Consider the following 25,820-nt stretch of genomic DNA (forward strand, 5'->3'; position numbering starts at 1 on the left):
GGCCTGATCTCCTGCATCAGGACCCGAGCGGATGCCGCGACTCAGCGGCGGGCAGCCCACTCGAGCAACTGCTCGGCGGGCCAGGTGTTCACGATGCGCTCGGCCGGAACGCCGTTCGCCTCGGCGCGCGCGGCGCCGAGCTCGAGGAACGCGAAGTGGCCGGGCGCATGCGCGTCGCTGTCGATCGAGAAGCGGCATCCGGCCTCGAGTGCGAGCTGGATCAGGTCGTCGGGCGGGTCCTGGCGCTCGGGCCGCGAGTTGATCTCGACCGCGACGTCGTGCTCGGCGCACGCCGCGAACACGGCCTCGGCGTCGAACGTCGACTGCGGGCGCGTGCCGCGCGAGCCCTCGACGAGACGGCCGGTGCAGTGCCCGAGCACGTTCGTGCGGGGATTGCGCACGGCGCGCAGCATCCGCTCGGTCAGCTCCTTCGACTCGGTGCGGAGCTTGGAGTGGATGCTCGCGACGACCACGTCGAGGCGTTCGAGCATCTCGGGCGTCTGGTCGAGCGACCCGTCGAGCAGGATGTCGACCTCGATGCCCGAGAGCAGGCGGATGCCGCCGCCGGCGTTCAGCCGGTCGAGCACGTCGAGCTGGTCGAGCAGGCGCTCGACGCTGAGCCCATTGGCGATGGTGAGGTTCGGCGAGTGGTCGCTGACCACGAGGTACTCGAGGCCCACGAGCTCGGCCGCACGCGCCATGGTGGAGATCGGCGTGGTGCCGTCGGACCAGTCGGTGTGGCTGTGCAGGTCGCCCCTGACCTTCGCCCGCAGGCCGGTCGGCGCTCCCCCGGCGGCCGGGCCGCTCTTCTCGCGGAGCGCGACGAGGTAGGCGGGCACGCGGCCCTCGACGGCGTCGGCGATGACCGCGAACGTCGTGTCGCCGATGCCGGCGGTGCGCTTCAGGCGCCCGTCGCGGACGCGATCGGCCAGCTCGGCGGCCGGGATGTCGCCGATGACGCCCGCGGCCTTGCGGAACGCCTTGGACTTGAAGGCCGATGCACGGTCGCGCTCGAGCAGGAAGGCGATCTCCTCGAGCGCTGCGATCGGATCCATCCGCCCATTCTGACGCGCGGGGCGGCTTCGGCATACCCCCCTGGCCCGATCCCGGATGTCGTGCGCCGCTGGAGTAGCGTCGGATCATGACGTTCAACCCGGACGCCGACATCAGCGGCGGCAAGGCTTCCAAGCGCGGACGCAACACCGGCATCGCCGTCGGCGGCGGCGGACTCGGCGTCATCGCGATCGTGATCGTGGCACAGCTGCTCGGCGTCGACCTCACGGGCCTCCTCGGCGGGGGCGGAACCCAGGAGTCGGCACCCGATTCCAGCATCGAGCAGTGCCTCACCGGCGAAGATGCGAACCAGCGGATCGACTGCCGCATGAAGGGCGCGTCGGCCTCGCTCGAGGACTACTGGGCGCAGGCCGCGCCGCAGGACCTCGGCATCGCGTACTCGGCGCCGCAGGACTTCGTGCTCTTCACGCAGTCGGTCAGCACCGGGTGCGGTTCGGCGACGAGCGCGACCGGGCCGTTCTACTGCCCGCCCGACCAGATCATCTACGTCGACGTCTCGTTCTTCGACGAGCTCGAGAGCCGGTTCGGGGCCAGCGGCGGACCGCTCGCCCAGATGTACGTCGTGGCGCACGAGTGGGGCCACCACGTGCAGAACCTCGCCGGCACGCTCCAGGCCGCGCAAGACGGGCAGACCGGTCCGACCTCGAACAGCGTGCGCACCGAGCTGCAGGCCGACTGCTTCGCGGGCGCGTGGGTCGGCGAGGCCGCGAACACCGAGGACGACAGCGGGGTGACGTTCCTGCAGCAGCCGACGGCCGCCGACGTGGCCGACGCGCTGAGCGCGGCCGCCGCCGTGGGCGACGATCGCATCCAGGAGGCCACCCAGGGGCAGGTCAGCCCGCACGCGTTCACCCACGGGTCGAGCGAGCAGCGTCAGAAGTGGTTCACCACGGGGTACGAACAGGGGCCGGCGGCCTGCGACACGTTCGGCATCGACGGCTCGCAGCTCTGACGCCGCAGCCGACCGCGTGTGCGCACGAACCGAGGGTGCCGAGGGTGCCGAGGGAACACGGGTCGCTCACCGGAACACGCCTCGACCCGTGCTCCGCGCTCGGACCTGTGTTCCGCGGGGTGGGGGCGTGCGCCCCTAGAGCTCGACGACGGTCATGCCCGAGCCGGCCGCGCCGGCGGTGCCCATCGCGGCGAGCGCGTCGGGCACCTCGTCGAGCGTGATGCGCCGGCCGACGAGCTCGATCGGCCGGAAGAACTCCTCGGCCACGGCGCCCAGCATCGACGGGTACTCGTGCGCGGCCATGCCGTGGCTGCCGAGGATCTCGAGCTCGCCCGCGATGACCGCGTCCATGGGCATCGCGGCGAGCGCCGAGGTGCCGACCATGAGGCCGATCTGCACGTGTCGTCCGCGCTTCTTGAGGCTGCGGACCGAGGCGAACGAGGTCTCGCTGCTGCCGTAGGCGTCGACCGAGACGTCGACGCCGCCGCCGGATGCCTCGAGGATGCGCTCGGCGGCGCCCTCGCCGCCGCGCACGGGGATGGCGCCGAGCTTCTCGGCGGCCTCGAGCGCGGCATCGGACACGTCGACGCCGTAGACGGTGACGCCTGCGGCGACCGAGATCATGATCGCCGAGAGGCCGACGCCGCCGCATCCGTGCACCGCGATCTGCTCGCCGGGCGCGAGGCGGCTGCGCGAGACGATGGCGCGGTAGGCGGTCGCGAACCGGCAGCCGAGCGAGGCCGCCTCGACGAAGCCGAGCGCGTCGGGCAGGCGGATGAGGTTGAGCTCGGCCTCGTCGATCGCGACGAGCTCGGCGAAGGAGCCCCACCTGGTGAACCCGGGCTGGGACTGCGCGTCGCAGACCTGCTCGTTGCCCGCGAGGCATTCGGGGCAGCGCCCGCAGGCGCAGATGAAGGGAGCGGTGACCCGGTCGCCGATGGCCCAGCCCGCGGCGGGGTCGACCTCGGAGCCGAGCTCGGCGATCTCGCCGGCGAACTCGTGCCCCGGCACGTGCGGGAGCGCGATGGTGTCGTCGTGCCCCATCCAGCCGTGCCAGTCGCTCCGGCACACGCCGGTCGCGCGCACCCGGATCACGGCGCCGCGCGGCGGGCACTGCGGGACGGGCACGTCGGCGAGTTCGGGTCGCTCGCCGAAGGCGGTGAAGAGCACGGCACGCACGGGGTCCTCCGTTGGGTCGACGGATGTCGCAGCGGATCGGGCGACGCGTCGGGTCGGCGGGCGCTGGGCGGCGGCCCGCCACGCGGCCTCGCGGGCGACGCATGCGAGCCTACCGGCGGGCGCGGGGTCGCGCCGACGCCCGCACCGCGGATGTGGACGGATGCTCGCGCTCGGATGCGGACGCCGAACCGCGAACCCGGGCGGATGCCGCGGAATTGTGGAACAATCTCCCCCATGCGTTTCGTCGTCGCCGTGCTGCTGGCCTCCGTGTGCTTCGGCACCACGGGCGCCGCCCAGGCGCTCGGCCCCGACGCCGACCCGTTCTCCATCGGCGCGGCGCGCATCCTCATCGGCGGCGGGGCCCTCGCCCTGGTCGCCGGCGCGAGCGTGCTCCTGCGCCGCCGACGCGAGCGAGCGGATGCCGCGACCCGGCCCGTTCCCGCGACGCGGGCACCGCGGCATCCGCTCGCCACCGTCGCCGTGATCGTCCTCGGCGCCCTCGGCGTGCTCGCCTACCAGCCGGCGTTCTTCGCCGGCACCGCCGCCAACGGGGTGGCCGTCGGCACCGTCGTCGCCCTCGGCTCGGCGCCCGTCATCACCGGCGCGCTCGACTGGGCCCTCCGCCGCCGCTACCCCGGCACCCGCTGGCTCGTCGCGACCGCCATCGCCACCGCCGGCGTCGCGGTGCTCGCCCTCGCATCCGACCCGACGCAGGCCGCCGCGAGCCCGCTGGGCCTCGCCGCCTCGGTCGGCGCCGGCGCCTCGTACGCCGTCTACACGCTCGCCGCGAAGTGGCTGCTCGACCGTGGGTTCACGCCGACGGGGAGCATGGGCGCCCTCTTCGGCACGGCCGCGGTCGCGAGCCTGCCGATCCTCGCGATGACGGATGCCGCGTGGCTGGCGACCGGCCCCGGACTCGCCATGGCGCTCTGGCTCGGGCTCGTCGCGACGACGCTCGCGTACGTGCTCTTCGGCGTCGGGCTCTCCGGCCTCGCACCGGCCGTCGTCTCCACGCTCACGCTCGCCGAGCCGCTCACCGCGGGCGTGCTCGGCGTGGTGGTGCTCGGCGAGACGCTCGCGCCCGCCTCCGTGGTCGGGCTCGGGATCCTCGCCGTCGGCATCCTCGTGCTCGCCTCTGGCGGATGTCGGAGGTCGAACGTAGCTTCGAAGGCATGGACATCATCCTCATCCCCGGGTTCTGGCTCGATGCCTCGTCCTGGAGCGACGTCATCCCCATCCTCGAAGAAGCCGGACACCGCACGCATCCGGTGACCCTTCCGGGGCTCGAGTCGGTCGACGCCGACCGACGCGAGATCGGCCTGCGCGACCACATCGACGCCGTCGTGCGCCTGGTCGACGGGTTCGACGAGCCGGTCGTGCTCGTCGGCCACTCCGGCGGCGGCGCCGTCGCCCACGGCGCGGCCGACGCGCGGCCCGATCGCATCGCCCGGGTCGTCTACGTCGACGCCGGCCCCCTCGCCGACGGCGACGCCATCAACGACGAACTGCCCGTCGTCGACGGCGAGGTCCCCCTGCCCGCGTGGGAGGTCTTCGACGACGTCGATCTCGTCGACCTCGACGACGACCTCCGGGCCATGTTCCGCGCCCGTGCGGTGCCCGAGCCGGCCCGCGTCGCGAGCGACCCGCTCTCACTCGCCGACGAGCGCCGCTACGACGTGCCCGTCACGGTCATCGCCTCGGAGTTCCCGAGCTCGATGCTCATCGAGTTCATCGCCGCCGATGCCCCGTTCACGCGCGAGCTCGCGCGCGTGAAGGACGTCTCCTACATCGACCTGCCCACCGGCCACTGGCCGCAGTTCACCAAGCCCGTGCAGTTGGGGCAGGCGATCGCCGCAGCGGTGCGCTGACCTGGGCTCGGTCCGCTCGCTCTCGCCCGGGGCCGTCCGAGGCGATCGGACCGCCCGGGCGCGAGTACCAGTGGTCGACGCCGCGGCTGCACGTGCAGGCCAGTTCGACCCGCTCCTGCAGGCCGACGGCCTGGAAGAACTCGCGGTGCGGGGCAGCAGGGTTGCTCGAGCGAGACATGTGCGACTCCAGTCGGTCACGGCACGCCCACCGCGTGCCCTCAACCGAAGAGACGCGGCATCCGCCGGATCATGACGCGAGTGGCCGGAGTCGGACCCCCCGTTTTGGGTCGCGCGGACGACGGGCGCGAGCCGTAGCGTTCAGGCAACGTCTCGCAGGAGTGAGAGACACCGATTCGCCACCGTTCGTTCCTCGGTGCGACTCGATGCCCGTCCCGGTCACCCACGGGCACCTCTTCGAGTCCAAACCCGAACGAAGAACGAGCCATGAAGCCAGCGCCCAGCCGGCCCAGCCGTCGGCCCCTGGTCACCCACGCGGTGTCCCGATCGGATCGGCCGCGCCGATGACCGGGCTTCCGTCGCGACTCAGGCCGACCGGGCGATCCGCGCCCAGGCTGCGGGCCGTCGAGACGCCGGTCGAGGTTCCACGCGACGACGCCGTCGCCGAGACCGGGCTGCGCTGGGCGCGGCACTACCGCGATCGGCTCCGCTCGACCGACGCGACCATCGTCGCGATCGTCACGCTCGCCTCCGTCGCCGTGCGACTCGTGGTGGTCGGCGCACCCGTCGCGAACGAGGGGGCGATCGAACGCATCGGGGTCCCGGTGGCCATCGCGGCCGCGTGGCTGCTGGCGCTCAGCGCCTTCCGAACGCGAGACCCGCACATCCTCGGGGTCGGGGCCGTCGAGTACCGGCGCATCATCAACGCCACCGCCACCGCGTTCGGCCTCATCGCGATCCTGTTCCTCATCATCCAGACGTCGGGCGCCAGGTGGTACCTGGTGGCGGCGCCCATCGGCGGCGCCGCCCTCCTGCTGACCCGCTGGCTCTGGCGAAGGTGGCTCTTCCTCCAGCGGAACAACGGCCGGTACCTCTCGCGGGCGATCATCGTCGGCACCCGCCACGACGTCGAATACGTCGCTCACCAGATCGCAGACGACGCCGGCGCCGGCTTCGTCGTCGTCGGCGCCGTGCTCGACGACGACGATCGCGCCGACCTGGTCGTCGGCGGACGAAGGATCCACGTGCTCGGGGGCGTCGACGGCACCGCGGAGGTGGCCGCCGCGCAGCACGCGGACTCCGTGATCGTGACCGGCCGGCTCGGCGACGACGGCCACGACGACGACGGCGAGCAGATCCGGCGGCTCAGCTGGGCGCTCGAGGGCACCGCCACCGAGCTCGTGCTCTCGTCGCGGCTCACCGACGTCGCCGGCCCCCGCATCCACTTCCGCCCCGTCGAGGGCCTGCCCCTGCTGCACGTGGAGATCCCCACGTTCGACGGCTGGCGCCACACGGTGAAGCGATCGTTCGACATCGTGTTCGCCTTCACCGCGCTCTTCCTGGTCGCGCCGTTCCTGCTGGTCATCGCCGTGCTCATCAAGCTCGACAGTCCCGGACCCGTGTTCTTCCGGCAGACCCGCTGCGGTCGCGACGGTCGCACCTTCGAGATGCTGAAGTTCCGCTCGATGGTGGCCACCGCCGAAGAGGACCTCGCCGGCCTGCTCGACCGCAACGAGGGCGCCGGCGTGCTCTTCAAGATCCGCAACGACCCGCGGGTCACCCGCATCGGACGCGTCCTCCGCTCGCACTCGCTCGACGAGTTGCCGCAGTTCTGGAACATCCTCGTCGGCGACATGAGCGTCGTCGGCCCGCGGCCCCCGCTCGTCTCGGAGGCCGAATGCTACGAGGCGGCCGCCAAGCGTCGCCTCATGATCAAGCCGGGCCTCACCGGGCTCTGGCAGATCAGCGGGCGATCCGACCTCACGTGGGAGGAGAGCGTGCGGCTCGACCTCTACTACGTCGAGAACTGGTCGCTCACGGGCGACGTGATGATCGTGTGGCGCACGATCAAGACCGTGCTGCACCCGGCCGGCGCCTACTGACCCTCGGCACGCACGCGGCGACCGCCGGGTGCCCGCCGCTCAGCGCTCAGCGCTCAGCGCTCAGGAGCGACGGTCCTCCACGAGCGCGGGCGACGCGGCGAGCGCGTCCCGCATCGAGCGCACGCTCGCGCGCCACTCGTAGCCGAGCTCCGCGGGGCTCACCGGATCCAGCTCCGCACGCGCGGGGAGCGCGCGGATCGCGGCCGCGATCGCGGCGACGTCGTGCGGGTCCGCATAGGTCGCGCGGGCGCCGAGGATCTCGCGGAACACGGGGATGTCGCTCGCGACCACGGGGGCGCCGAACCGCACGGCCTCCAGTGTCGGCATGCCGAACCCCTCGTCGAGGCTGAGGAACACGAGACCGCGCGCGTGCCCGTACAGCCAGGCGAGCTCGGCGTCGTCCGTACGACCGAGGAAGCGCACGGTCCCGTCGGACGCCGCGCGCTCCAGGCCGGCCGGCAGGTCCGACGACTTGCCCTGGGCCTCGCCCACGACCACGACCGGCGCCGCCGGCGACACCGTGCCGGAGTCGAGGGCGCCCTGCAGGGCCGCCGCGATGTTCTTGCGCACGTTGAGGCGGCCGACGCTGAGCAGGAACTCGTCGACGCCGTCGAGCGCCGCGGGGCGTCTCGGTTCGGCGCCGTCGAGCGTGCGACCGACCGCCAGTCCGACCGGGATCACGGCACGACCGCGCGCGTACGGACGGATCGCCGTGGCCTCGGTCTCCGAGGAGGTGAACACGACGGACGCCCGCCCGAGCGTGAGGGGCATCAGCCGGTAGTAGGCGAGCTCCTTGCGCGTGAACCACCCCGGCGAGCGCAGGAACATGAAGTCGTGCACGAACACGGCGCTCCGGCCGAACACGGGGGTGAAGTTGTGCACCAGCATCACGTCGGCGCGCACGCGCGCGGCGATGAGGGGCAGTTCGATGATCGCCGAGACGCCCTGCGGCGACATCCGCGTGCCGACGATGCGGACCTCGGCGGGCAGCTCGGCGCGCGCGATCGCGACGTGCCGCGACCGCACCGCGACCACGAGTTCATCGTCGGGGAACTGCTCGGCCCAGGCCCAGACGAACTCGCGCATCACCTGCCGGTTCGAGACCGGGCCCCGTCCCCACCAGAACGCGTCGAACAGCACGCGCATGAGAGCCTCAGCCGAGCTCGCGTACGAGGTCGACGGTCTGGCGGATGTGGGCGCGGCTGGACGCGCCGAACACGATGGACTCGATGTGCGGCTGCGCGAAGATCCACTCGAGCGCCTCCCGCGGGGGGATCGCCCCCGACGCGAAGACCGACATCGCCACGGCCCGGAACGGCCGGGCGTCGAGCGCCTCCCGGTACGCGTCCATCCCGCCCGACATCCGGAACCCGATCTTGTTGATGTTCGAGCACACCAGCGGGTTCTCGATGCCGGCCTGATCGAGCGCGCCGAGCAGCATCGGGAGGTTCATCGTGATGAACCCCGGCTCGGCGCCGTACTTCGTGCGGACGTGCCTCGCGAAGATGTCGAACGCGTCCGTGAACCCGAGGCCGAGCAGCAGGTCGACGACGACGTTCTGCAGCCAGACGACCGGCGTGGAGACTCCGCGGAACATCGCCATCTCCGCGTCGACCAGGAGGGTGACGAGGCCCTCGATGTCCTTCGTGGCGACCGAGCGTCCGCCGCGCACCATCGCGTTCAGCATGCCCTCCTCGGGCAGGAAGCGTCGCAATGCGCCGAGCATCCCGCTCTCGGTGACCGCGTCCGCGTACTTGTGCGCGTACGGCATGCACGGGAGGAAGGTGAAGCCCTCGTAGTGCTGCGGGTCGGCACGCACCCGATCGACGATCTCGGCGATGCGGTCGTGCGTGGTGCACATGAACGACGAGATGCCGGCCGCGTACGCGTCGTCGAGCACGTCCATGACGGCGTCCACCCGCTGGAAGCGCATCGACTGCGCGCGCGCCTTCTCCTCGGACATGTGGTTCACGCCGAAGAACTGGTTGTCGCCGAACAGGATGCGGTCGAGCTGCCTCGTGCCGCTCTCGACCGGGACCTGGCTTTCGAGCGTCATGCTCGCCTCCTCAGCAGACTGCGTCGTTGCGGCGGCGCCGGGAGCGGTGCGACCGCGGCTGCGTCGAGCGTGGTCGGTCCCGCAGCGGCGTCGATGGTGAGCATCTCGAGCACGCGATCGGTGACCGCGGCGCTGGCGAAGCTGTTGATGTCGGGAAGTCCCTGGTCGCTGATGCGCCGGACGAAGTGGTCGAGCTGCGCGCTGTACTCCTCTCCCCGCAGGTAGAACCAGACGGGATCGGTCAGCTCGGTCGTGTACTTCATGTTCCAGCCGGGTTCGTAGCCGTCGAGGTGCGGTGCCGTCGACCGGAGGTAGACCTGCACCTCCTGCCGATCGGCGTGGATGCGGCCGGCGGTGCCGGTGATCGTCACCTGGGTCGTCATCTTGCGGTACGACTCGTCGGACCAGTTCACCGAGACCTGCGCGCTCGTGCCCTCGTCGAAGAACAGCGTGCTGAAGACCTCGTCCTCGGTGTCCGCGGAGAACACCCCGCCGAGCACCGTTCCCCCGACGCCGTACGGCACTCCGGCGTACCAGGCCGCGAGGTCGATCGGATGCGCCGCGTAGTCGTAGAGCGCCCCGCCGCCCTCGGTGCGCTTGCTGCGCCAGGTCGATCCCTTCGGGCGGAGCACGACCGGGCCGTAGGCCTCGACGAGCACGTGGGTGACCTTGCCGATCGCCCCGAGGTCGAGCAGGCGACGCACCTCCCGGAACGCGCCGACGAACCGGTTGTGGTACCCGACCTGGGTGACCAGTCCGAGCTTCGCCGCCATCTCGGCGAGCTCGCGGGACTCGGCCGAGGTGAGGCACAGCGGCTTCTCGCAGAACACGTGCAGTCCGCGCTCGAGCGCGCTGCGCACCATCGGTGCGTGGAACCGGGTCGGCGTCGCGATGAGCACGGCGTCGAGGTCGACGTTGTCGAGCATCTCCTCGTAGTCGCCGTACGTGGGCATGCCCGTGTACCGGCCGAGCACGTCGAGGATGTAGCCCGTGGAGTCGACCACCGCGGCGATCGTGACGTCGGGGTGGGCCCCGACCATCGAGAGATGGGAGAGCCCCATCTTGCCCAGACCGACGACGCCCATGCGGATCATGCGAATTCCTCTCGTCCGACTGCTTCGTGCCGACTCGACGGACGGAGGCCGTAGAGCAGGGCCTCGTACTGGCCCGCGACGTGATCCCAGGTGAACTCGTCCGCGTGGCGAGCACGCACCGCGGCCGACATCTGCGCCCGCAAGGGCTCGGAGGCGAGGACCAGGTCGAGTTGCGCCGCCGCGGATGCGGCGGAGTCGAAGTACCTCGCGCCGTCGCCCGCGACCCAGCGGTTGTACGGGTTGTCGTGCGCGATCACCGGGTTGCCGGCCGCCATCGCCTCGACCAGCGAGGGATTGGTGCCGCCGACGGTGTGCCCGTGCAGGTACGCGATGCCATGGAAGCGGAGCGCCGCCAACTCGGCGGGATCGTAGATCGCGCCCACGAACACGACCTGCTCGCTCGCGGCGGCCATCACGGCCCGCTGGTAGGGGTCTTCGTCCCGGTACTCGCCGACGATGACGAGCCGGCAGTCCCGCGGCCGCGCGGAGAACGCCTCAACGAGTTCGAGGATCGAGTTCTCGGGGATCGGGCGGCAGATGAGCGTGGCGTACCCGCCCGGAACCAGTCCACGGGCGAGCACCGGCTCCGTCGGGGCATCCGCCACCGTGTACGCGCCGTAGGTGATGGTCGTGAGCTTCGAGCGCTTCGCCTTGCGGGCGAGGTAGACCTCGATCTCGGGATGGTCGGCGATCAACCGGTCGCCGACCCAGCACGCGATGCGCTCGTTCGCATAGAGGATCGCCTGCCTGGCCTTTCCCCACCGGGCGCGGGACCATTCGATGCCGTCCATGTTGATGACGTTCGGGATGCCCTTCGCACGCTGCCAGATGTTGAACACGGCGGTGTTGTAGCCGAACGTCAGGCACGTGTCCCGGAACCTCGTCGCATGCCGGATGGATCGCAGGTCGAACAGCGACGTGCCGAGCCATCCGTCGCGGGCCACCGGGATCGTCACCCGCTCGATGCCGTTCCAGACGTCCTCGACGATCGGGCCGGTGCCCTCCGCCTGGCAGTAGACGATCGGACGCCAGCCGTGGTCGCGCAGGTGGAGCGCGACGTTCTCGGCCGCCGTCTCGAAGCCGCCGTAGGCAGCCGGGATGCCGTGCGTGCCCAGGATGCGCACGATCGGCGCGCCGAGCAAAGGACGTTCGTTCGGGTTCACGGATTCTCCTTCGAGACCGCGGAGCGTTCGACCGGGGGGTAACCGGCCCATGGGGTAGTGCCCGAAAGGCTACTCAGCGTTCACCCGTGCGGCCTCCCCCAGTGCGGGGGGCCGAGGCCCTCGCCCGACCCCCGTCTTGGGGATGCCCGCGCTGATCGCCGCGGCCTAGAGTCAAGGCACTCGAACACCCTGATGGCTCCGTCTCGGCGGGGCCGCACCCGAATCCAGGAGCTACGTCGAATGTCTACACGCATCGGCTATGCCGCCGGCGCGTTCGACCTGTTCCACGTCGGCCATCTCAACATCCTGAAGCATGCCAAGGATCGCTGCGATCACCTGATCGCCGGCGTCGTGAGCGACGAGTTGCTCGAGCTGCGGAAGGGGCGGGCGCCCATCGTGCCCCTCGCCGAGCGGCTCGAGATCGTCCGGCACATCGACTTCGTCGACGAGGTCCACGCCGAGGTCCTCGAGGACAAGCTCGATACCTGGCGGGAACTGCGCTTCACGCAGTTCTTCAAGGGCGACGACTGGCGCGGCACCGAGGCCGGCCTGCGACTCGAACGCGAGTTCACGGCCGTCGGCGTCGAGGTGGTGTACTTCCCGTACACCGTCCACACGTCGAGCACGGCGCTCCGCCAGGCACTCGACGCCCTGACACCCCGGGACTCGATCGCGATCGGCGATCGGATCGAGTGACGTCGCCGGCGGCGGACCCGACCACCGCCCGCGACGGGAGTTCCCACCCACCCTACTGACGAGAGATCCCGGAGCCGATCATGGCGAACGACCGCGAGCCGCCCCCTACGGCCGACCTCGACGAGACCGACGACCTGCCCGATCCCGCCCGGGCGGGCGGAAGCTGGCGGACCGCCGCGATCGTGGGCGGGATCATCGTCCTGATCGTCGTCGCGCTCATCGTCGCCATCTCGCTCTCGGGCGGATCCGCGCCGACCGCCCTGCCTGCTGCCGACACCGAGACGGCGAACCCGACCGAGTCGGCATCGGCCACGACCGCACCGACGCAGACCCCGGCGACGGAGGGCGCGACCCCGGTCGAGCCCTCGCCCGACATGACGCCGGTCGATCAGCCGCCGGCCGCCGATCCGGTGCCGATCGCGAAAACGGCCGAGATCGCGCCGTCGCTGACGGCGAAGATCACCGGGATCGAGGCCGTCGAGGGCGAGGCGCAGGGCCCGGGCGAGGTCGCTGCGCCGTCCATCCGCGTCACCGTCGAGATCGACAACGCGACGAAGGAGGCATCCGACCTCGGCACGGCGGTCGTCACCGCGTACTACGGGTCGGCATCGACGCCGGCGGCCGAACTGCGCGAGCCAGGCGGTCGCGCCTTCCCCGACACCGTCGCCGCGGGCGAGACCGCCGATGCGGTCTACGTCTTCTCGGTTCCGCCGGAGGAACGCGACGACGTGACGATCCTCGTCGACTACTCCCTCGAGTACGCGCCGCTCCAGTTCCACGGCGAGGTCCCCCGCTGACGCGCAGCACAGGCGCGTCCCGGGCTGTTTACACCCCCCGTGGCCGCGACTAGTATTCGAGACATCCTCAAACCCTGCTGACGAGGAGCATCCGTCGGCAAGGAACGAGGTTCGCCCATGCGTCTCAGGTTCACGGCATCGGCTGCCACCACGGCATCCGCGGCGGCAGCCCTGCTCATCGCGTCCCTCCTGGTCGCCGCGCCCGCGCATGCGGACACGGCGCCCGAGCCGGGCCTGCCGACGACCGTCTCCACGGACTCGCTGCCGACCGCGCAGATCAACGGCGTCGTCTGGGATCAGGCCATCGTCGGCGACACGGTCTTCGTCGGCGGCAACTTCACCGCCGCCCGGCCGGCCGGCTCGCCCCCGGGCTCCAACACGGTCACCCGGACGCACCTGCTGTCGTACCGCCTGAGCACCGGGCAACTGCTGTCGTGGGCTCCGAACCTCAACGGCCAGGTCCGGGCGATGGACACCTCGCCGGATGGCAGCCGGCTCTACGTCGTCGGCGCCTTCACCACGGTGAACGGGGCTGCTCGGAGCCGGATCGTCGCCTTCGACACCGCGACGGGCAACGTCATCACCGACTTCAACGCCTCCGCGAACGGCGAGCTGTTCGCGGTCGGCGCGTCGGCCTCGACGGCGTACTTCGCGGGGAACCTGAGCTCGGCCGGCGGCGTCTCGCGGCCGGGGAGGGCCGCCGCCGCGACCGCGGCGACGGGCGCCACGACCGCCTGGGCTCCCGTGCTCGCGGACGGACGTGCGTACGCGATGGAGGTCTCGCCGGACGGCTCGAAGGTCGTGCTCGGCGGCAGCTTCCTGACCGCCAACGGGAGCTCGAATCCGGGCTTCGGCCTCGTCGGCGTGAACTCGACGAACGGGGCGACGATCCCGACACCGGCGAACAACATCATCCGGAACGCGGGCAACTCCGCGGCGATCTACGGGATGAGCTCCGACGCCGACAGCGTCTACGGATCGGGCTACGTGCTGCTCTCCTCGAGCGGCACCGGCAACACCGAGGGCACCTTCCGGATCGACTGGGCGACGCTGAACCTCATCTGGATGGCGGATTGCCGCGGCGACGAGTACGGCTCCGCCGCGCAGGGCGACGTCGTCTACGTCGCCGGCCATCCGCACCAGTGCGAGTGGGTGGGCGACTTCCCGGAACGCGATCCCCGGTCCTTCCAGCGCGCACTGGCCTTCACGAAGGCGCCCTTCAGCGTCGTGCGCGAGAACATAAACTACGGCAAGCCCTCCACCAGGCCGCTCGCGTTCTACCCCGACATCAACCTCGGCAACTTCACCGGTCAGTACCAGGGCCCCTGGACCGTGCAGGCGAACGCGCAGTACGTCGCCTATGCAGGCGAGTTCACCCAGGTGAACGGGGTCGGCCAGCAGGGTCTCTCGCGGTTCGCGATCAGCTCCGTCGCCCCCGATGCGGACGGCCCTCGGCTGAGCGGCGACTGGCCGGTGAACGCCGTGCCGATCGCGTCGGGTGCGGTGCGCGTGAGCTGGCCGTCCAACCACGACCGCGACAACGAGCGGCTCACCTACCAGGTCGTCCGGAACGGCACCACGGTCGCGACGATCCCCGGTCTCTCCCGGTTCTGGGACCGGCCGACCCTGACCTACGTGGACACCGGGCTCTCGCCGGGCGCCCCCGTCTCCTACCGCGTGAGCGCGACGGATCCGTTCGGCAACGTCGCCTGGTCCCAGACCGCGTCCACGAATGCGGGCTCGGGCGGATCGGTGAGCAACTACGCCCGCGCCGTGTTCGCCGACAGTCCCACCTGGTACTTCCGGATGGGGGACCCCGCCGGATCGACCCTGGTCAACGCCGCAGGACCGACGAGCGCCGTCACGCGAACACTCGCGACGACGACGCAGGTCGACGCGGCATCCGGCTCGGGCGTCACCGAGGGGGTGCCGGGGGCGATCTCGGGCGACCCGAACACCGCCGCGCGCTTCAACGGCACCGGCACGGGGAGGGCCTCGACGGCGGTCGAGATGTGGCCGGACGACTCGATGACGGTCGAGGCGTGGTTCAAGACCACGACCAGCAGCGGCAAGATCCTCGGACTGGGCGACAACGGATCGGCCACGGGGACCTCCTCGGCGCACAACCGATCGCTGTACCTCAACGGCGGCCGGGTGTCGTGGACCGTGTTCGACACCCAGAACCGCACCCTGCAGAGCGGCACCGGCTACAACGACGGCAACTGGCACCACGCGGTCGCGACCCTCGGTCCCGACGGCATGCGGCTCTACGTCGACGGCCAGCAGGTCTCCACGTTCGCCCCGACGATCTACGGCCGCAACTTCTACGGCTACTGGAAGATCGGCGGCGACGCCACGCCCGCCGGCAACCAGAACTTCACCGGAGACCTCGACGAGGTGGCGATCTACAAGACGGTCCTGCCCGCGTCACGCGTGGCCGCCCACTGGCAGGCGCGTTCCGGGGGCGGCGGTCCCCTTCCGAACCAACCCCCGTCGGCCTCGTTCTCGCCGTCGGTCGACGACCTGACGGTGGGCGTGGACGCGAGCGGCTCCTTCGACTCCGACGGGCTGATCACGGACTACGCCTGGGACTTCGGCGATGGGACGACCGGCTCCGGAATCACGTCCTCGCGGACCTACACCGCACCCGGCACCTACACGATCACCCTGACCGTGACGGACGACGACGACGCGCAGGGATCGACCACCCGCCAGGTCACCGTCGATGACGACCCGCCGCCGCCCGCCGGAGTCGTCGGTCAGGACGACTTCTCTCGGTCGTTCTCGAACGGATGGGGCACCGCACCGGTCGGCGGCACGTGGGCGGTCAACGACCCGTCGGGCTTCCTGGTCGCGAACGGCGTCGGGACGACCGTCTACCAGCCCGGCCTGACCCGGCACGCGACGCTGCCCATCACGCCATCGGCCTCGATCGACCTCACCGTCAAGGTCTCCCTCGAGAAGACGGCGGCGGGCGGGGCCGTGGCGGGCGGCGCGGTCGTCCGGCAGGTGGGCTCGGCGTTCTACCAGGGCCGCATCCGCTTCCTGACGAACGGCGCCTGCCAGCTCCAGCTCAACGAGGGCTCCGGCACCGTGCTGGCCAACCTCGATCCGGTCCCGGGCCTGTCCTGCACGGCCGGACAGCAGATCCAACTGCGCGTCCAGGCGACCGGGACCTCGCCGACGACCCTCCGCGTCAAGGCATGGCAGGTCGGTTCGACCGAGCCGGCCTCGTGGCAGTTGACCGCGACGTCGTCGGCCGGCTCGCTCCAGTCCGCCGGCGTCGTCGGCGTCGAGGGGTACGTGTCCGGCGCGGCGACGAACGCCCCGAACTCCATCCGGTTCGACGACCTCGTGGCGGCGGTGCTGCCCTGACAGGCGTCCACCGAAGTCGGCGCGCGACCGCTCCTGCAGCGCGCGCCGATGCCGGGGACCCGGACCGTCCCCCCGGCGGCCCGGGCCCCTCTGGTGCGTGACCCGGACTCCTCGAACCCCTGATCAGGGACCTCTCTGGCCCCCCGACTGGGGCGGTTCGGCAATCACGTCCCGGACGTATATTGGCGGCATACCCGGGGAGAGCGTTCCCGATCCTCCCCGCTCACCGAATGAGGACACGATGGGTACACCCGAACCCGCGTCGTCGCGCCTGCGTCTCATCGCAAGCGCCGCGGTCGTCGCCGTTTTCGCCTCCGGACTCTCCTTCGTGGGGTTCGCTGTTCCAGCCGCCGCCGACACCGCGCCAGTCGATGGCGCCGTGCCGACGACCGTCTCCTCCGACCCACTGCCGGCACCGCAGATCAACGGCGTCGTCTGGGACCAGGAGATCGTGGGCAACACCGTCTACGTCGCGGGCGACTTCACGAGGGCCCGGCCCGCGGGCGTGGCGCTCGGCGTGAACGAGGTCGACCGCACGTACCTGCTCGCGTACGACATCACCACGGGCGACCTCCTGCCGTGGGCGCCGACCGTGAACGCGCAGGTGCGCGTCCTGGCGTCCTCGCCCGACGGCACCCGGCTCTACGCCGGCGGCGACTTCACGCTCGTGAACACCGAGACGCGCAACCGCATCGTCGCGTTCGACACGGCGAGCGGCAACGTCGCGACGGCCTTCGACGTCGGGGCGAACAACCGTGTATACGCGCTGGACGCCACCAACACGGCGGTGTACTTCAGCGGCCACTTCACGTCGGTGAGCAGCAATGCCCGCCCCGGGTTCGCCGCGGCGGCGACGGCGGCGAACGGCACCGTGCTGCCCTGGGCGCCCGTGCTCGAGAACGGCCGCGCCTACGCGGTCAAGGTCTCCCCCGACGAGTCGAAGGTGGTCATCGGCGGCGACTTCACCAGGGCGAACGGCTCGGACAACCCCGGCTACGGGCTCGTGGCGGTGGACGCCACGGCCGGCGCGTCGATCGTCCCCTGGAACGTGAACAGCATCGTGCGCAACGCCGGACTCGAGGCCGCGGTCTACAGCCTCGCCTCGCAGGGCGACAGCCTCTACGGCACCGGGTACGTCTTCGGCGACGGAGGCAACCTCGAGGGCACCTTCCGCGCCGACTGGGACACCGGCCAGGTCGACTGGGTCGCCGACTGCCATGGCGACACCTACTCCGCCGCACCGATCGGCGGCGCCATCTACGTCGCCGGGCACTCGCACTACTGCGGCAACCTCGGCGGATTCCCCCAGACCGACCCGTGGAACTTCCAGCGCGCACTGGCCTTCAGCACGGCGGTCGCCGGGAAGAACACGGCAGACCCGTACGGCTACGACAACTGGGACGGCACGCCCGCCCCGGCCGAGCTCAACTGGTACCCGGGCATGGACGCCGGCACGTACACCGGCCAGGGCCAGGGCCCGTGGAGCGTCGACGCCGACACGCGCTACGTCGTGTACGGCGGTGAGTTCCGCAACATCAACAACAAGCCGTTCCAGGGCCTCGTCCGCTTCGCGGTGCCCTCGATCGCGCCGAACCTCGACGGCCCCCGCCTGACCGGCGACGCCTTCGCCCCCAAGCTCGCCTCCCCGGCGCCCGGCGTCGTCACCGCGAGCTGGCTCGCGAACTGGGACCGTGACAACGAGACGCTGACGTACCAGGTCATCCGCGATGGCAAGACGCTCACGCCGGTGTACACGACCCAGCAGAAGTCGCGGTTCTACGACCAGCCGACGATGAGCTTCGTCGACTCGGGCCTCACGCCCGGGCAGGCCTACACCTACCGGCTCCGCGCGATCGACGCGATGGGCAACAGCGCCTGGGGATCGACCCTCTCGATCACGGCCGCGGCCGCCGGCACGCAGAGCGCCTACGCGAGCACCGTGATGGCCGACCAGCCGACGTACTACTGGCGGCTCGGCGAGGCGGTCGGAGCGACGACCGCCGCCGACACGGTCGGCCGTGCAGCGGCGACCCGCCAATCGGGCGTGACCTTCGCGCAGTCCGGCGCGATCATCGGCGATCCCAATACGTCCGCTCGTTTCAGCGGCACCAGCTCGGGCCGCGCGATCTCGCAGGAGAAGGTGTGGCGGGACAACTCGCTCGCCGTCGAGGCCTGGTTCAAGACCTCGTCGACGGCCGGTGGCAAGATCGTCGGCTTCGGCTCCTCCGCCACCGGTGACTCGTCGAGCTACGACCGCCACATCTACATGAACACGGCCGGCCGCGTGCTCTTCGGCGTCCGACCGCAAGGCGGAGCCCAGCAGATCCTGCAATCGGCGAAGGCCTACAACGACGACCAGTGGCACCACGTCGTCGGCAGCCTCGGCGCCAACGGCATGCAGCTCTACCTCGACGGCCGGCGCGTGGGGCAGGACACCGCCGCCACGACCGGCGGGGCGTACTGGGGCTACTGGCGCATGGGTGGTGACAACACCTGGTCGGGCGGGAAGAACTTCACCGGCTCCATCGACGAGGTGGCCGTCTACCCGCAGCCGCTGTCCTCGGCGCAGGTGCTCGAGCACTTCACCGACTCCGGCCGCACGCCGGCCGCGGTGCCGGCATCCCCGGCGGATGCCTACGGCGCCGCGGTGTACTCGGCCGACCCGCTGCTCTTCTGGCGCCTCGGCGAGTCCTCGGGCGCCACTGCGAACGATGCCGGCATCCAGGGCATGAACGGCGCCCTCGTCGGCACCTACACGCGCGGATCGGCGGGCGCACTCGTCGGCGTCGGCGACACGGCCACGAAGTTCACGGCGGGCTTCGCCGCCGGCGCGACCCAGCTGGTCGGCACCAGCGTCTACTCGACCGAGGCGTGGTTCAAGACCGGCACGACCCGCGGCGGCAAGATCACCGGCTTCGGCAACAGCAGCACCGGGTTGTCGAGCAGCTACGACCGCCATGTCTACATGCAGGACAACGGCCGGCTCGTGTTCGGGGTTCGGATCAACTCGCTCTCGACCTCGACGATCACGACGACGCAGTCGTTCAACAACGACCAGTGGCACCACGTCGTGGCGACGCAGTCGTCGAGCGGCATGCGCCTCTACGTCGACGGCGAGCTCGCGGGCAGCAACACGCAGGCCACGGGCCAGTCCTACAACGGGTACTGGCGCGCCGGCGGCGACCGGACGTGGGGTTCGACCAGCTCCTACCTCGACGGGGTCATCGACGAGTTCGCGGTCTACACCCAGGCCCTGAACGCGGAGACGGTGCGCCTGCACTACCAGGTGGGCCTCGACATCCTGCCGAACGTCGTACCGACGGCCGCGTTCACGATGACGGCCACCGACCTGACCGCGACGTTCGACGCGAGCACCTCGTCCGACAGCGACGGCACCGTCGCGTCGTACGCCTGGGACTTCGGCGACGGGCAGACCGGCACGGGTGCGAACCCGACGCACGAGTACGCGGTCGGAGGGTCGTACGCGGTCACCCTGACCGTGACCGACGATGAGGGCGGCACCGCGACGGTGACGCATTCGCTCATCGCCGTCAACCCGAACGTCCCCCCGACGGCCCTGTTCACGGCGAACGTGAACTTCCAGACGGTGAGCTTCGACGCCTCGTCGTCGAGCGACCCGGATGGCGTGATCACCGACTACGCCTGGAACTTCGGCGACGGCAAGGCCGCGACGGGGCCCACCGCCTCGCACCTCTACGGCGCGGCCGGCACGTACGACGTGACCCTGACGATCACCGACAACCGCGGTGGGATCACGACCAAGACCACCCCGATCACGGCGATCGTCTCGCCGGTGTCGATCGAGCTCGCCGCAGACGAGTTCGAACGCACGAGCACCAGCGGCTGGGGCACGGCACCGGTCGGCGGCCCGTGGACGGTGTCGAGCGCCCCGAACACGACGATCTCGGGCGGGAAGGCGTTGCTCGTCCACACCGCGAACGCGACGCGGCGCGCCACGCTCGACAGCGTGACCGGCAACGACCTGACGATCACGGGCGACTTCGCGGTCGACAAGGCGGTCGTCGGCGGCAGCGCCTACACCGGGTTGAACGTCCGCCAGGTCGGCAGCGACTTCTACCAGGCCAGGCTGCGCTTCCAGGCCGGCGGCGTCCTCGCGGTGCAGTTCATGCAGGGCGACTCGACGCTCATCGCCAACGCCAACCTCCCACTCACCTACACGCCGGGCCAGGCGATCAGCCTCAAGGTCCGCGCCAGCGGGGTCTCGCCGACCACGCTGCAGGCCAAGGTCTGGGCGGCCGGGTCCCCCGAGCCCGCGGGGTGGTCGCTCACGGCCACGTCGACGGTCGCCGGCCTCCAGGCCGCAGGCAAGGTCGGTGTCGTCAGCTACCTCTCGAGCGCCGTCACGAGCGTCCCGCTCACGGTGTCGCTCGATCACTACCGGGTCGCGACCGGCGATGGCCAGGTGCCGCCGCCGAACGTCGCTCCGACGGCGTCGTTCACCCAGACGGTCGACCACCTGGCCGCGCAGTTCGACGCGGGCGGGTCGACCGATTCCGACGGCACGATCACCGCGTACGCGTGGGACTTCGGCGACGGGCAGACCGGCACCGGCGCGACGGCGTCGCACACGTACGCCGGACCGGGCGACTTCGACGTCAAGCTCACGGTGACGGACGACGACGGGGCGACGGCGACGAAGACCGCGACCGTGACGACGACGATCCCCGAGCCCGTGCTCTACGCGTCGGACGACTTCGCGCGCACCGTCGCGACCGGCTGGGGCACGGCGACGGTCGGCGGCGCGTGGCAGTCGAGCGTGAACACGAGCTACAACGTCACGGACGGGCGAGGCGTGTTCGTGCACGCCACGGCCGGTACGACCCGTCGCGCCCTGCTCCCGAGCGTCAGCCAGACCGGATCGGTGACCCAGGTCGCCGTGACGATCGACAAGGACGTGGTGGCGGGGCAGACCGTCGCGGGCATCGTGGGCCGGCAGGTCGGCACCGACTTCTACCAGGGCCGGATCCGACTCCAGCCCGGTGGCTCGGTCTCGCTCCAGCTCATGCGCGGGTCCTCCGTGATCCTCTCGAACACGACCGTCAGCGGCCTCACGTTCGCCGCGGGCGACACGCTGCTCATCAAGGTGAGCGTGACCGGGACGAACCCGACGACGATCGCCGGCAAGATCTGGAAGGCCGGCACCGCCGAGCCGCTCACCTGGCAGGCGACGACGACGGATGCCACGGCCGCGATGCAGGCAGCCGGCAGCGTCGGGCTCGAGAGCTACATCTCGTCCACGGCCACCAACATCCCGATCACGGTCCGCTTCGACGACTTCGCCAGCCGCGAGGCCCAGTGACGATCCGGTGACCGGGGTTCCGGATCGCGGCCGCGCACCCAGGCGCGGCCGCGACGGGCCCGCGCGCCGGCACTGACCGGTCTCGGATCAATCCCCCGGCCAGCGCCACTTTCCCCCCCGGAATGGGGCGGGTCGCCGGGCGGGGATCGGCGTAAGTTGGCGCAGCACAGGGGCGTATTGCTCGCCCATTACCCGCTGACCGAATGAGGACCACGATGGGTGCACCCGAGCCCGCGTCGTCGCGACTGCGCTTCCTTTCGAGCGCCGTGATCGCCGCCGTAATCGCCTCCGGGCTGACCGTTGCGGCGTTCGCCGCACCAGCCGCCGCGGACACCGCTCCACCCGAGGCGGTCGTCCCGGCGACCGTCTCCAGCGACCCCCTGCCGGCACCGCAGATCAACGGCGTCGTCTGGGACCAGGAGATCGTCGGAAACACGGTCTACGTGGCCGGCAACTTCACCAAGGCGCGCCCGGCCGGTTCGGCCGCGGGCGTGAACGAGGTGAACCGGAGCCACCTGCTCGCGTTCGACATCAACACCGGCACGCTCCTGCCGTGGGCGCCGACCCTGAACGGGCAGGTCCGCGCGATCGCGGCATCCCCCGACGGCAAGCGGCTCTACGCCGGCGGCGAGTTCACCCAGGTGAACGGCGCCACCCGCAATCGCATCGTCGCCTTCGACACGGCGACCGGCAACGTCGCGACGGCCTTCAACGTGAGCGCCAACAACCGCGTGTGGGCACTCGACGCGACGAACACGACGGTGTACCTCAGCGGGCACTTCAGCTCGGTGAACAGCACCGCCCGGCCCGGCTTCTCGGCCGCGGTGGCCGCATCGAACGGCGCGATCCAGCCGTGGGCCCCGGTCCTGACCGGCGGTCGCGCCTGGGACCTCATCGTCTCGCCCGACGCCACGAAGGTCGTCATCGGCGGCGACTTCACCAGGGCGAACGGCAGTGACAACCCGGGGTACGGCCTGATCGCGGTCAACTCGACCTCGGGCGCGACCGTCGTCCCGTGGAACGCGAACGCCTCCGTGCGCAATGCGGGCACCGAAGCCGCGGTCGTCAGCCTCGAATCCGATGGCGACAGCTTCTACGGATCCGGATACCACTACGGCGGGGGCGGCAACCTCGAGGGCACCTTCCGCGGCAGCTGGGCCACCGGCGAGGTCGACTGGGTCGCCGACTGCCACGGCGACACGTACTCCGTCGCCGCGGTCGGCGACACGATCTACACGGCCGGGCACGCGCACTACTGCGGCAACATGGGCGGATACCCGCAGACCGAACCGTGGACGTTCTACCGCGGCATCGCCTACTCCAAGGCCGCGACGGGCGTCAACCTGCCCGACCCGTACGGGTACCCCGACCACGCGGGCGCCGCGGCTCCCTCCCTGCTCAACTGGTTCCCCACGATCAACCTGGGCACCTTCACCGGGCAGTACCAGGGGCCATGGGATGTCGCAGCCGACAGCCGATACGCCGTGTACGGCGGCGAGTTCACCATGGTGAACAACAAGGCGTTCCAGGGCATCGTGAGGTTCGCGGCACGCTCGACCGCGCCCAACCTCGACGGCCCCCGCCTGACCGGCGACAACTTCGTGCCGAAGCTCGCCTCGCCGGCCGCCGGCGTGGTCACCGCCAGCTGGCCCGCGAACTACGACCGCGACAACGAGCGGCTCACCTACCAGGTGATCCGAGACGGGAGGACGGCGACGCCGGTCCAGGTCATGACGGAGGACTCGCGGTTCTACGACCGCCCGACTATGACCTTCGTCGACACGGGACTGACCCCGGGCCAGTCGTACACGTATCGCCTGCGCGCCATCGACCCGCTCGGCAACAGCGGGTGGGGGTCGACGCTCTCGATCACCGCATCGGGCACGGGTTCGCTGAGCTCGTACGCCCGCACCGTGATCGACGACAAGCCCACGTACTACTGGCGCTTCGGCGACCCGTCGGGCACGCCGAGCGCCGCCGACAGCGTCGGTCGCTCGAACGCCGTGAACGGCACCGGCGTGACCTACGGCCAGCCCGGGGCGATCCTCGGCGACCAGAACACGTCGGCCGGCTTCAACGGCACCGACGCGGGTCGCGCGATCTCCCAGGAGCAGGTCTGGCGCGACAACTCGTTCTCGGCCGAGGCCTGGTTCAAGACGACGTCGACATCGGGCGGGAAGATCGTCGGGTACGGGTCCAACCCGTCCGGCGACTCCAACAGCTACGACCGCCACATCTACATGACCCCGCAGGGCAAGGTCACGTTCGGCGTGTATCCGAACGGCCTGGCGACCCTCCAGTCGCCGAAGAGCTACAACGACGGCGAATGGCACCACGTGGTGGGCTCGATGGGCGCGAACGGCATGCAGCTGTTCGTCGACGGCCGGCGCGTCGGGCTGAACCCCGACGTCACCTGGGGCCAGCAGTACTGGGGCTACTGGCGAGTCGGCGGCGACAACACGTGGGAGGGCGATCGCAACTTCAACGGCGCGATCGACGAGGTCGCGGTCTACCCCGCACCGCTGACGACGGATCAGGTGCTCGAGCACTACACGGCCTCCGGCCGCGATCCTGCGGCGGTCCCCACCGCGCCGGCCGACGCCTACGGCGCCGCCGTCTTCGCAGCCGATCCCCTGGTGTACTTCCGCCTCGGCGAATCCGGCGGCGCGGTCGCGAAGGACGCGAGCGCCCAGGCCGCCGACGGCAGCTACGTCGGCACCAGGTCGCCCGGTGCAGCCGGTGCGCTCGTCGACGTCGGTGACACGGCGGTCCAGTTCAATGGGGGCTTCGCCGTCACGTCGGCGCCGGTCCCCGGCTCGAACAACTACTCGACGGAGGCCTGGTTCAAGACCACCACGACGCAGGGCGGCAAGATCACCGGCTTCGGCAACAGCAACAACGGGCTGTCGAGCAACTACGACCGCCACGTCTACATGCAGGATGACGGAAGGCTCGTCTTCGGCACGTGGACCGGCTTCACGAACACCATCACGACGGATCAGCCGTACAACGACGGTGCATGGCACCAGGTCGTGGCGACCCAGTCGTCGTCGGCGGGCATGAGGCTGTACGTCGACGGCGCACTGGTCGGGACCAACGGCCAGACGGAGGCCCAGGGCTACGACGGCTACTGGCGGGCCGGTGGCGACGTCACGTGGGGTTCGTCCAGCCCGTGGTTCGACGGCACGATCGACGAGTTCGCGGTCTACCCGACCGCACTCAGCGCCGCGACCGTCCAGTCGCACTACTCGCTGGGCTCGACCATCGTGCCGAACAGCCCGCCGACGGCGCTCTTCACGAGCACGGTCGACCTGCTCGACGCCGAGTTCGACGCCGGCGGATCGACCGATTCGGACGGCACGATCGAGCTCTACGAGTGGGACTTCGGCGACGGCGAGACCGGCACCGGCGTCGAGGCCACGCACGCCTACGCGGAGGAGGGCGACTACGACGTCACGCTCACGGTGACCGACGACGCGGGCGCCACGGCGACCTCCACGGCGACCGTCACCGCGACGGCCCCGCCGGTCGGGCCGGTGACCCTGGCATCCGACGACTTCGCTCGCACGGTGTCCGCAGGCTGGGGCACGGCGACGACGGGCGGCGCGTGGCAGTCCACGGTCAATGCGAACTACACGGTGTCCGGCGGCCGGGGCGTGTTCCTGCACGCGGCGACCGGCTCGACGCGTCGTGCGCTGCTGGGCGGCATCAGCCAGACCGGATCGGTGACCCAGGTCGCCGTGACGGTCGACAAGGACGTGGCCGTGGGGCAGGTCGTGGCGGGCGCGGTCGGCCGGCAGGTCGGCACCGACTTCTACCAGGGCCGGATCCGACTCCAGCCCGGTGGCTCCGTCGGCCTCCAGCTCCTGCGCGGGTCCTCCGTGATCCTGTCCAACACGACCATCGGCGGCCTCACGTTCGCCGCCGGCGACACGCTGCTCATCAAGGTGAGCGTGACCGGGACCAACCCGACCACGATCGCCGGCAAGATCTGGAAGGCCGGCACGACCGAGCCGGCCGCGTGGCAGGCGACGACGACGGATGCCACGGCCGCGATGCAGGCAGCCGGCAGCATCGGGGTCGAGAGCTACATCTCGTCCTCGGCCACCAACATCCCCATCACCGTCCGCTTCGACGACTTCGTCAGCGTCGAGGCCCAGTGACG

General features: G+C 71.0%; 15 protein-coding genes. 9 read left to right on the forward strand and 6 right to left on the reverse strand.

Annotated features, from left to right (window positions below):
* Positions 1-41: 41 nt before the first annotated feature.
* Positions 42-1,055, reverse strand: coding sequence for a PHP domain-containing protein (locus ACR3IO_RS01750; protein ID WP_434069435.1), 1,014 nt, complete (start codon positions 1,053-1,055; stop codon positions 42-44).
* Positions 1,056-1,141: 86 nt separating this feature from the next.
* Between ACR3IO_RS01750 and ypfJ the strand changes: the two genes are divergently transcribed.
* Positions 1,142-2,026 (forward strand): KPN_02809 family neutral zinc metallopeptidase, encoded by an 885-nt coding sequence (gene ypfJ, locus ACR3IO_RS01755; protein ID WP_434069436.1) that lies wholly within the window; start codon positions 1,142-1,144, stop codon positions 2,024-2,026.
* Between the two features lie 135 nt (positions 2,027-2,161).
* On the opposite strand, the gene ACR3IO_RS01760 is transcribed toward ypfJ, so the two are convergent.
* Positions 2,162-3,205 carry a zinc-dependent alcohol dehydrogenase family protein gene (locus ACR3IO_RS01760; protein ID WP_434069437.1) on the reverse strand — a complete coding sequence of 348 codons (1,044 nt, stop codon included), beginning with the start codon at positions 3,203-3,205 and terminating at the stop codon, positions 2,162-2,164.
* Between the two features lie 234 nt (positions 3,206-3,439).
* On the opposite strand from ACR3IO_RS01760, the gene ACR3IO_RS01765 reads away from it, so the two are divergent.
* The 3 genes from ACR3IO_RS01765 to ACR3IO_RS01775 all read left to right on the forward strand — a co-directional run bounded on the left by ACR3IO_RS01765 (position 3,440) and on the right by ACR3IO_RS01775 (position 7,133).
* On the forward strand, positions 3,440-4,477 hold the full coding sequence (locus tag ACR3IO_RS01765; protein WP_434069438.1) for an EamA family transporter: 1,038 nt from the start codon (positions 3,440-3,442) through the stop codon (positions 4,475-4,477).
* Positions 4,378-5,073, forward strand: coding sequence for an alpha/beta fold hydrolase (locus tag ACR3IO_RS01770; RefSeq protein ID WP_434069439.1), 696 nt, complete (start codon positions 4,378-4,380; stop codon positions 5,071-5,073). The genes ACR3IO_RS01765 and ACR3IO_RS01770 overlap by 100 nt, the downstream gene beginning before the upstream one ends.
* A 521-nt stretch (positions 5,074-5,594) precedes the next feature.
* A complete protein-coding gene (locus ACR3IO_RS01775; RefSeq protein ID WP_434069440.1) occupies positions 5,595-7,133 on the forward strand; it encodes a sugar transferase in 1,539 nt (512 codons plus the stop codon).
* Positions 7,134-7,193: 60 nt separating this feature from the next.
* On the opposite strand, the gene ACR3IO_RS01780 is transcribed toward ACR3IO_RS01775, so the two are convergent.
* The 4 genes from ACR3IO_RS01780 to ACR3IO_RS01795 are packed head-to-tail and all read right to left on the reverse strand — an operon-like array spanning position 7,194 to position 11,446.
* Positions 7,194-8,279, reverse strand: a complete 1,086-nt coding sequence (locus ACR3IO_RS01780; protein ID WP_434069441.1) for a glycosyltransferase family 4 protein — start codon at positions 8,277-8,279, stop codon at positions 7,194-7,196.
* 7 nt (positions 8,280-8,286) lie between these two features.
* Complete coding sequence (locus ACR3IO_RS01785; RefSeq protein ID WP_434069442.1) at positions 8,287-9,189, reverse strand: hypothetical protein; 903 nt, start codon at positions 9,187-9,189, stop codon at positions 8,287-8,289.
* Positions 9,186-10,283 (reverse strand): Gfo/Idh/MocA family protein, encoded by a 1,098-nt coding sequence (locus ACR3IO_RS01790; RefSeq protein ID WP_434069443.1) that lies wholly within the window; start codon positions 10,281-10,283, stop codon positions 9,186-9,188. Before ACR3IO_RS01790 ends, ACR3IO_RS01785 begins: the two co-directional genes overlap by 4 nt.
* Positions 10,280-11,446, reverse strand: coding sequence for a DUF1972 domain-containing protein (locus ACR3IO_RS01795; protein WP_434069444.1), 1,167 nt, complete (start codon positions 11,444-11,446; stop codon positions 10,280-10,282). Before ACR3IO_RS01795 ends, ACR3IO_RS01790 begins: the two co-directional genes overlap by 4 nt.
* 240 nt (positions 11,447-11,686) lie before the next feature.
* On the opposite strand from ACR3IO_RS01795, the gene ACR3IO_RS01800 reads away from it, so the two are divergent.
* The 5 genes from ACR3IO_RS01800 (at position 11,687) to ACR3IO_RS01820 (ending at position 25,818) form a co-directional block, all read left to right on the forward strand.
* Complete coding sequence (locus ACR3IO_RS01800; protein WP_434069445.1) at positions 11,687-12,142, forward strand: adenylyltransferase/cytidyltransferase family protein; 456 nt, start codon at positions 11,687-11,689, stop codon at positions 12,140-12,142.
* A gap of 80 nt (positions 12,143-12,222) precedes the next feature.
* A complete protein-coding gene (locus ACR3IO_RS01805; RefSeq protein ID WP_434069446.1) occupies positions 12,223-12,939 on the forward strand; it encodes a hypothetical protein in 717 nt (238 codons plus the stop codon).
* A 117-nt stretch (positions 12,940-13,056) separates the two neighbouring features.
* The gene (locus ACR3IO_RS01810; RefSeq protein WP_434069447.1) at positions 13,057-16,314 is read left to right on the forward strand and encodes a LamG-like jellyroll fold domain-containing protein; all 3,258 of its coding nucleotides are present in this window, start codon (positions 13,057-13,059) and stop codon (positions 16,312-16,314) included.
* 241 nt (positions 16,315-16,555) lie between these two features.
* Positions 16,556-21,655 carry a PKD domain-containing protein gene (locus ACR3IO_RS01815; RefSeq protein ID WP_434069448.1) on the forward strand — a complete coding sequence of 1,700 codons (5,100 nt, stop codon included), beginning with the start codon at positions 16,556-16,558 and terminating at the stop codon, positions 21,653-21,655.
* Between the two features lie 215 nt (positions 21,656-21,870).
* Complete coding sequence (locus ACR3IO_RS01820) at positions 21,871-25,818, forward strand: LamG-like jellyroll fold domain-containing protein (protein WP_434069449.1); 3,948 nt, start codon at positions 21,871-21,873, stop codon at positions 25,816-25,818.
* Positions 25,819-25,820: the final 2 nt, after the last annotated feature.

Origin of the sequence: Agromyces sp. Marseille-Q5079, assembly GCF_051016555.1 — a bacterium.
In the GTDB taxonomy this organism is placed as follows: domain Bacteria; phylum Actinomycetota; class Actinomycetes; order Actinomycetales; family Microbacteriaceae; genus Agromyces.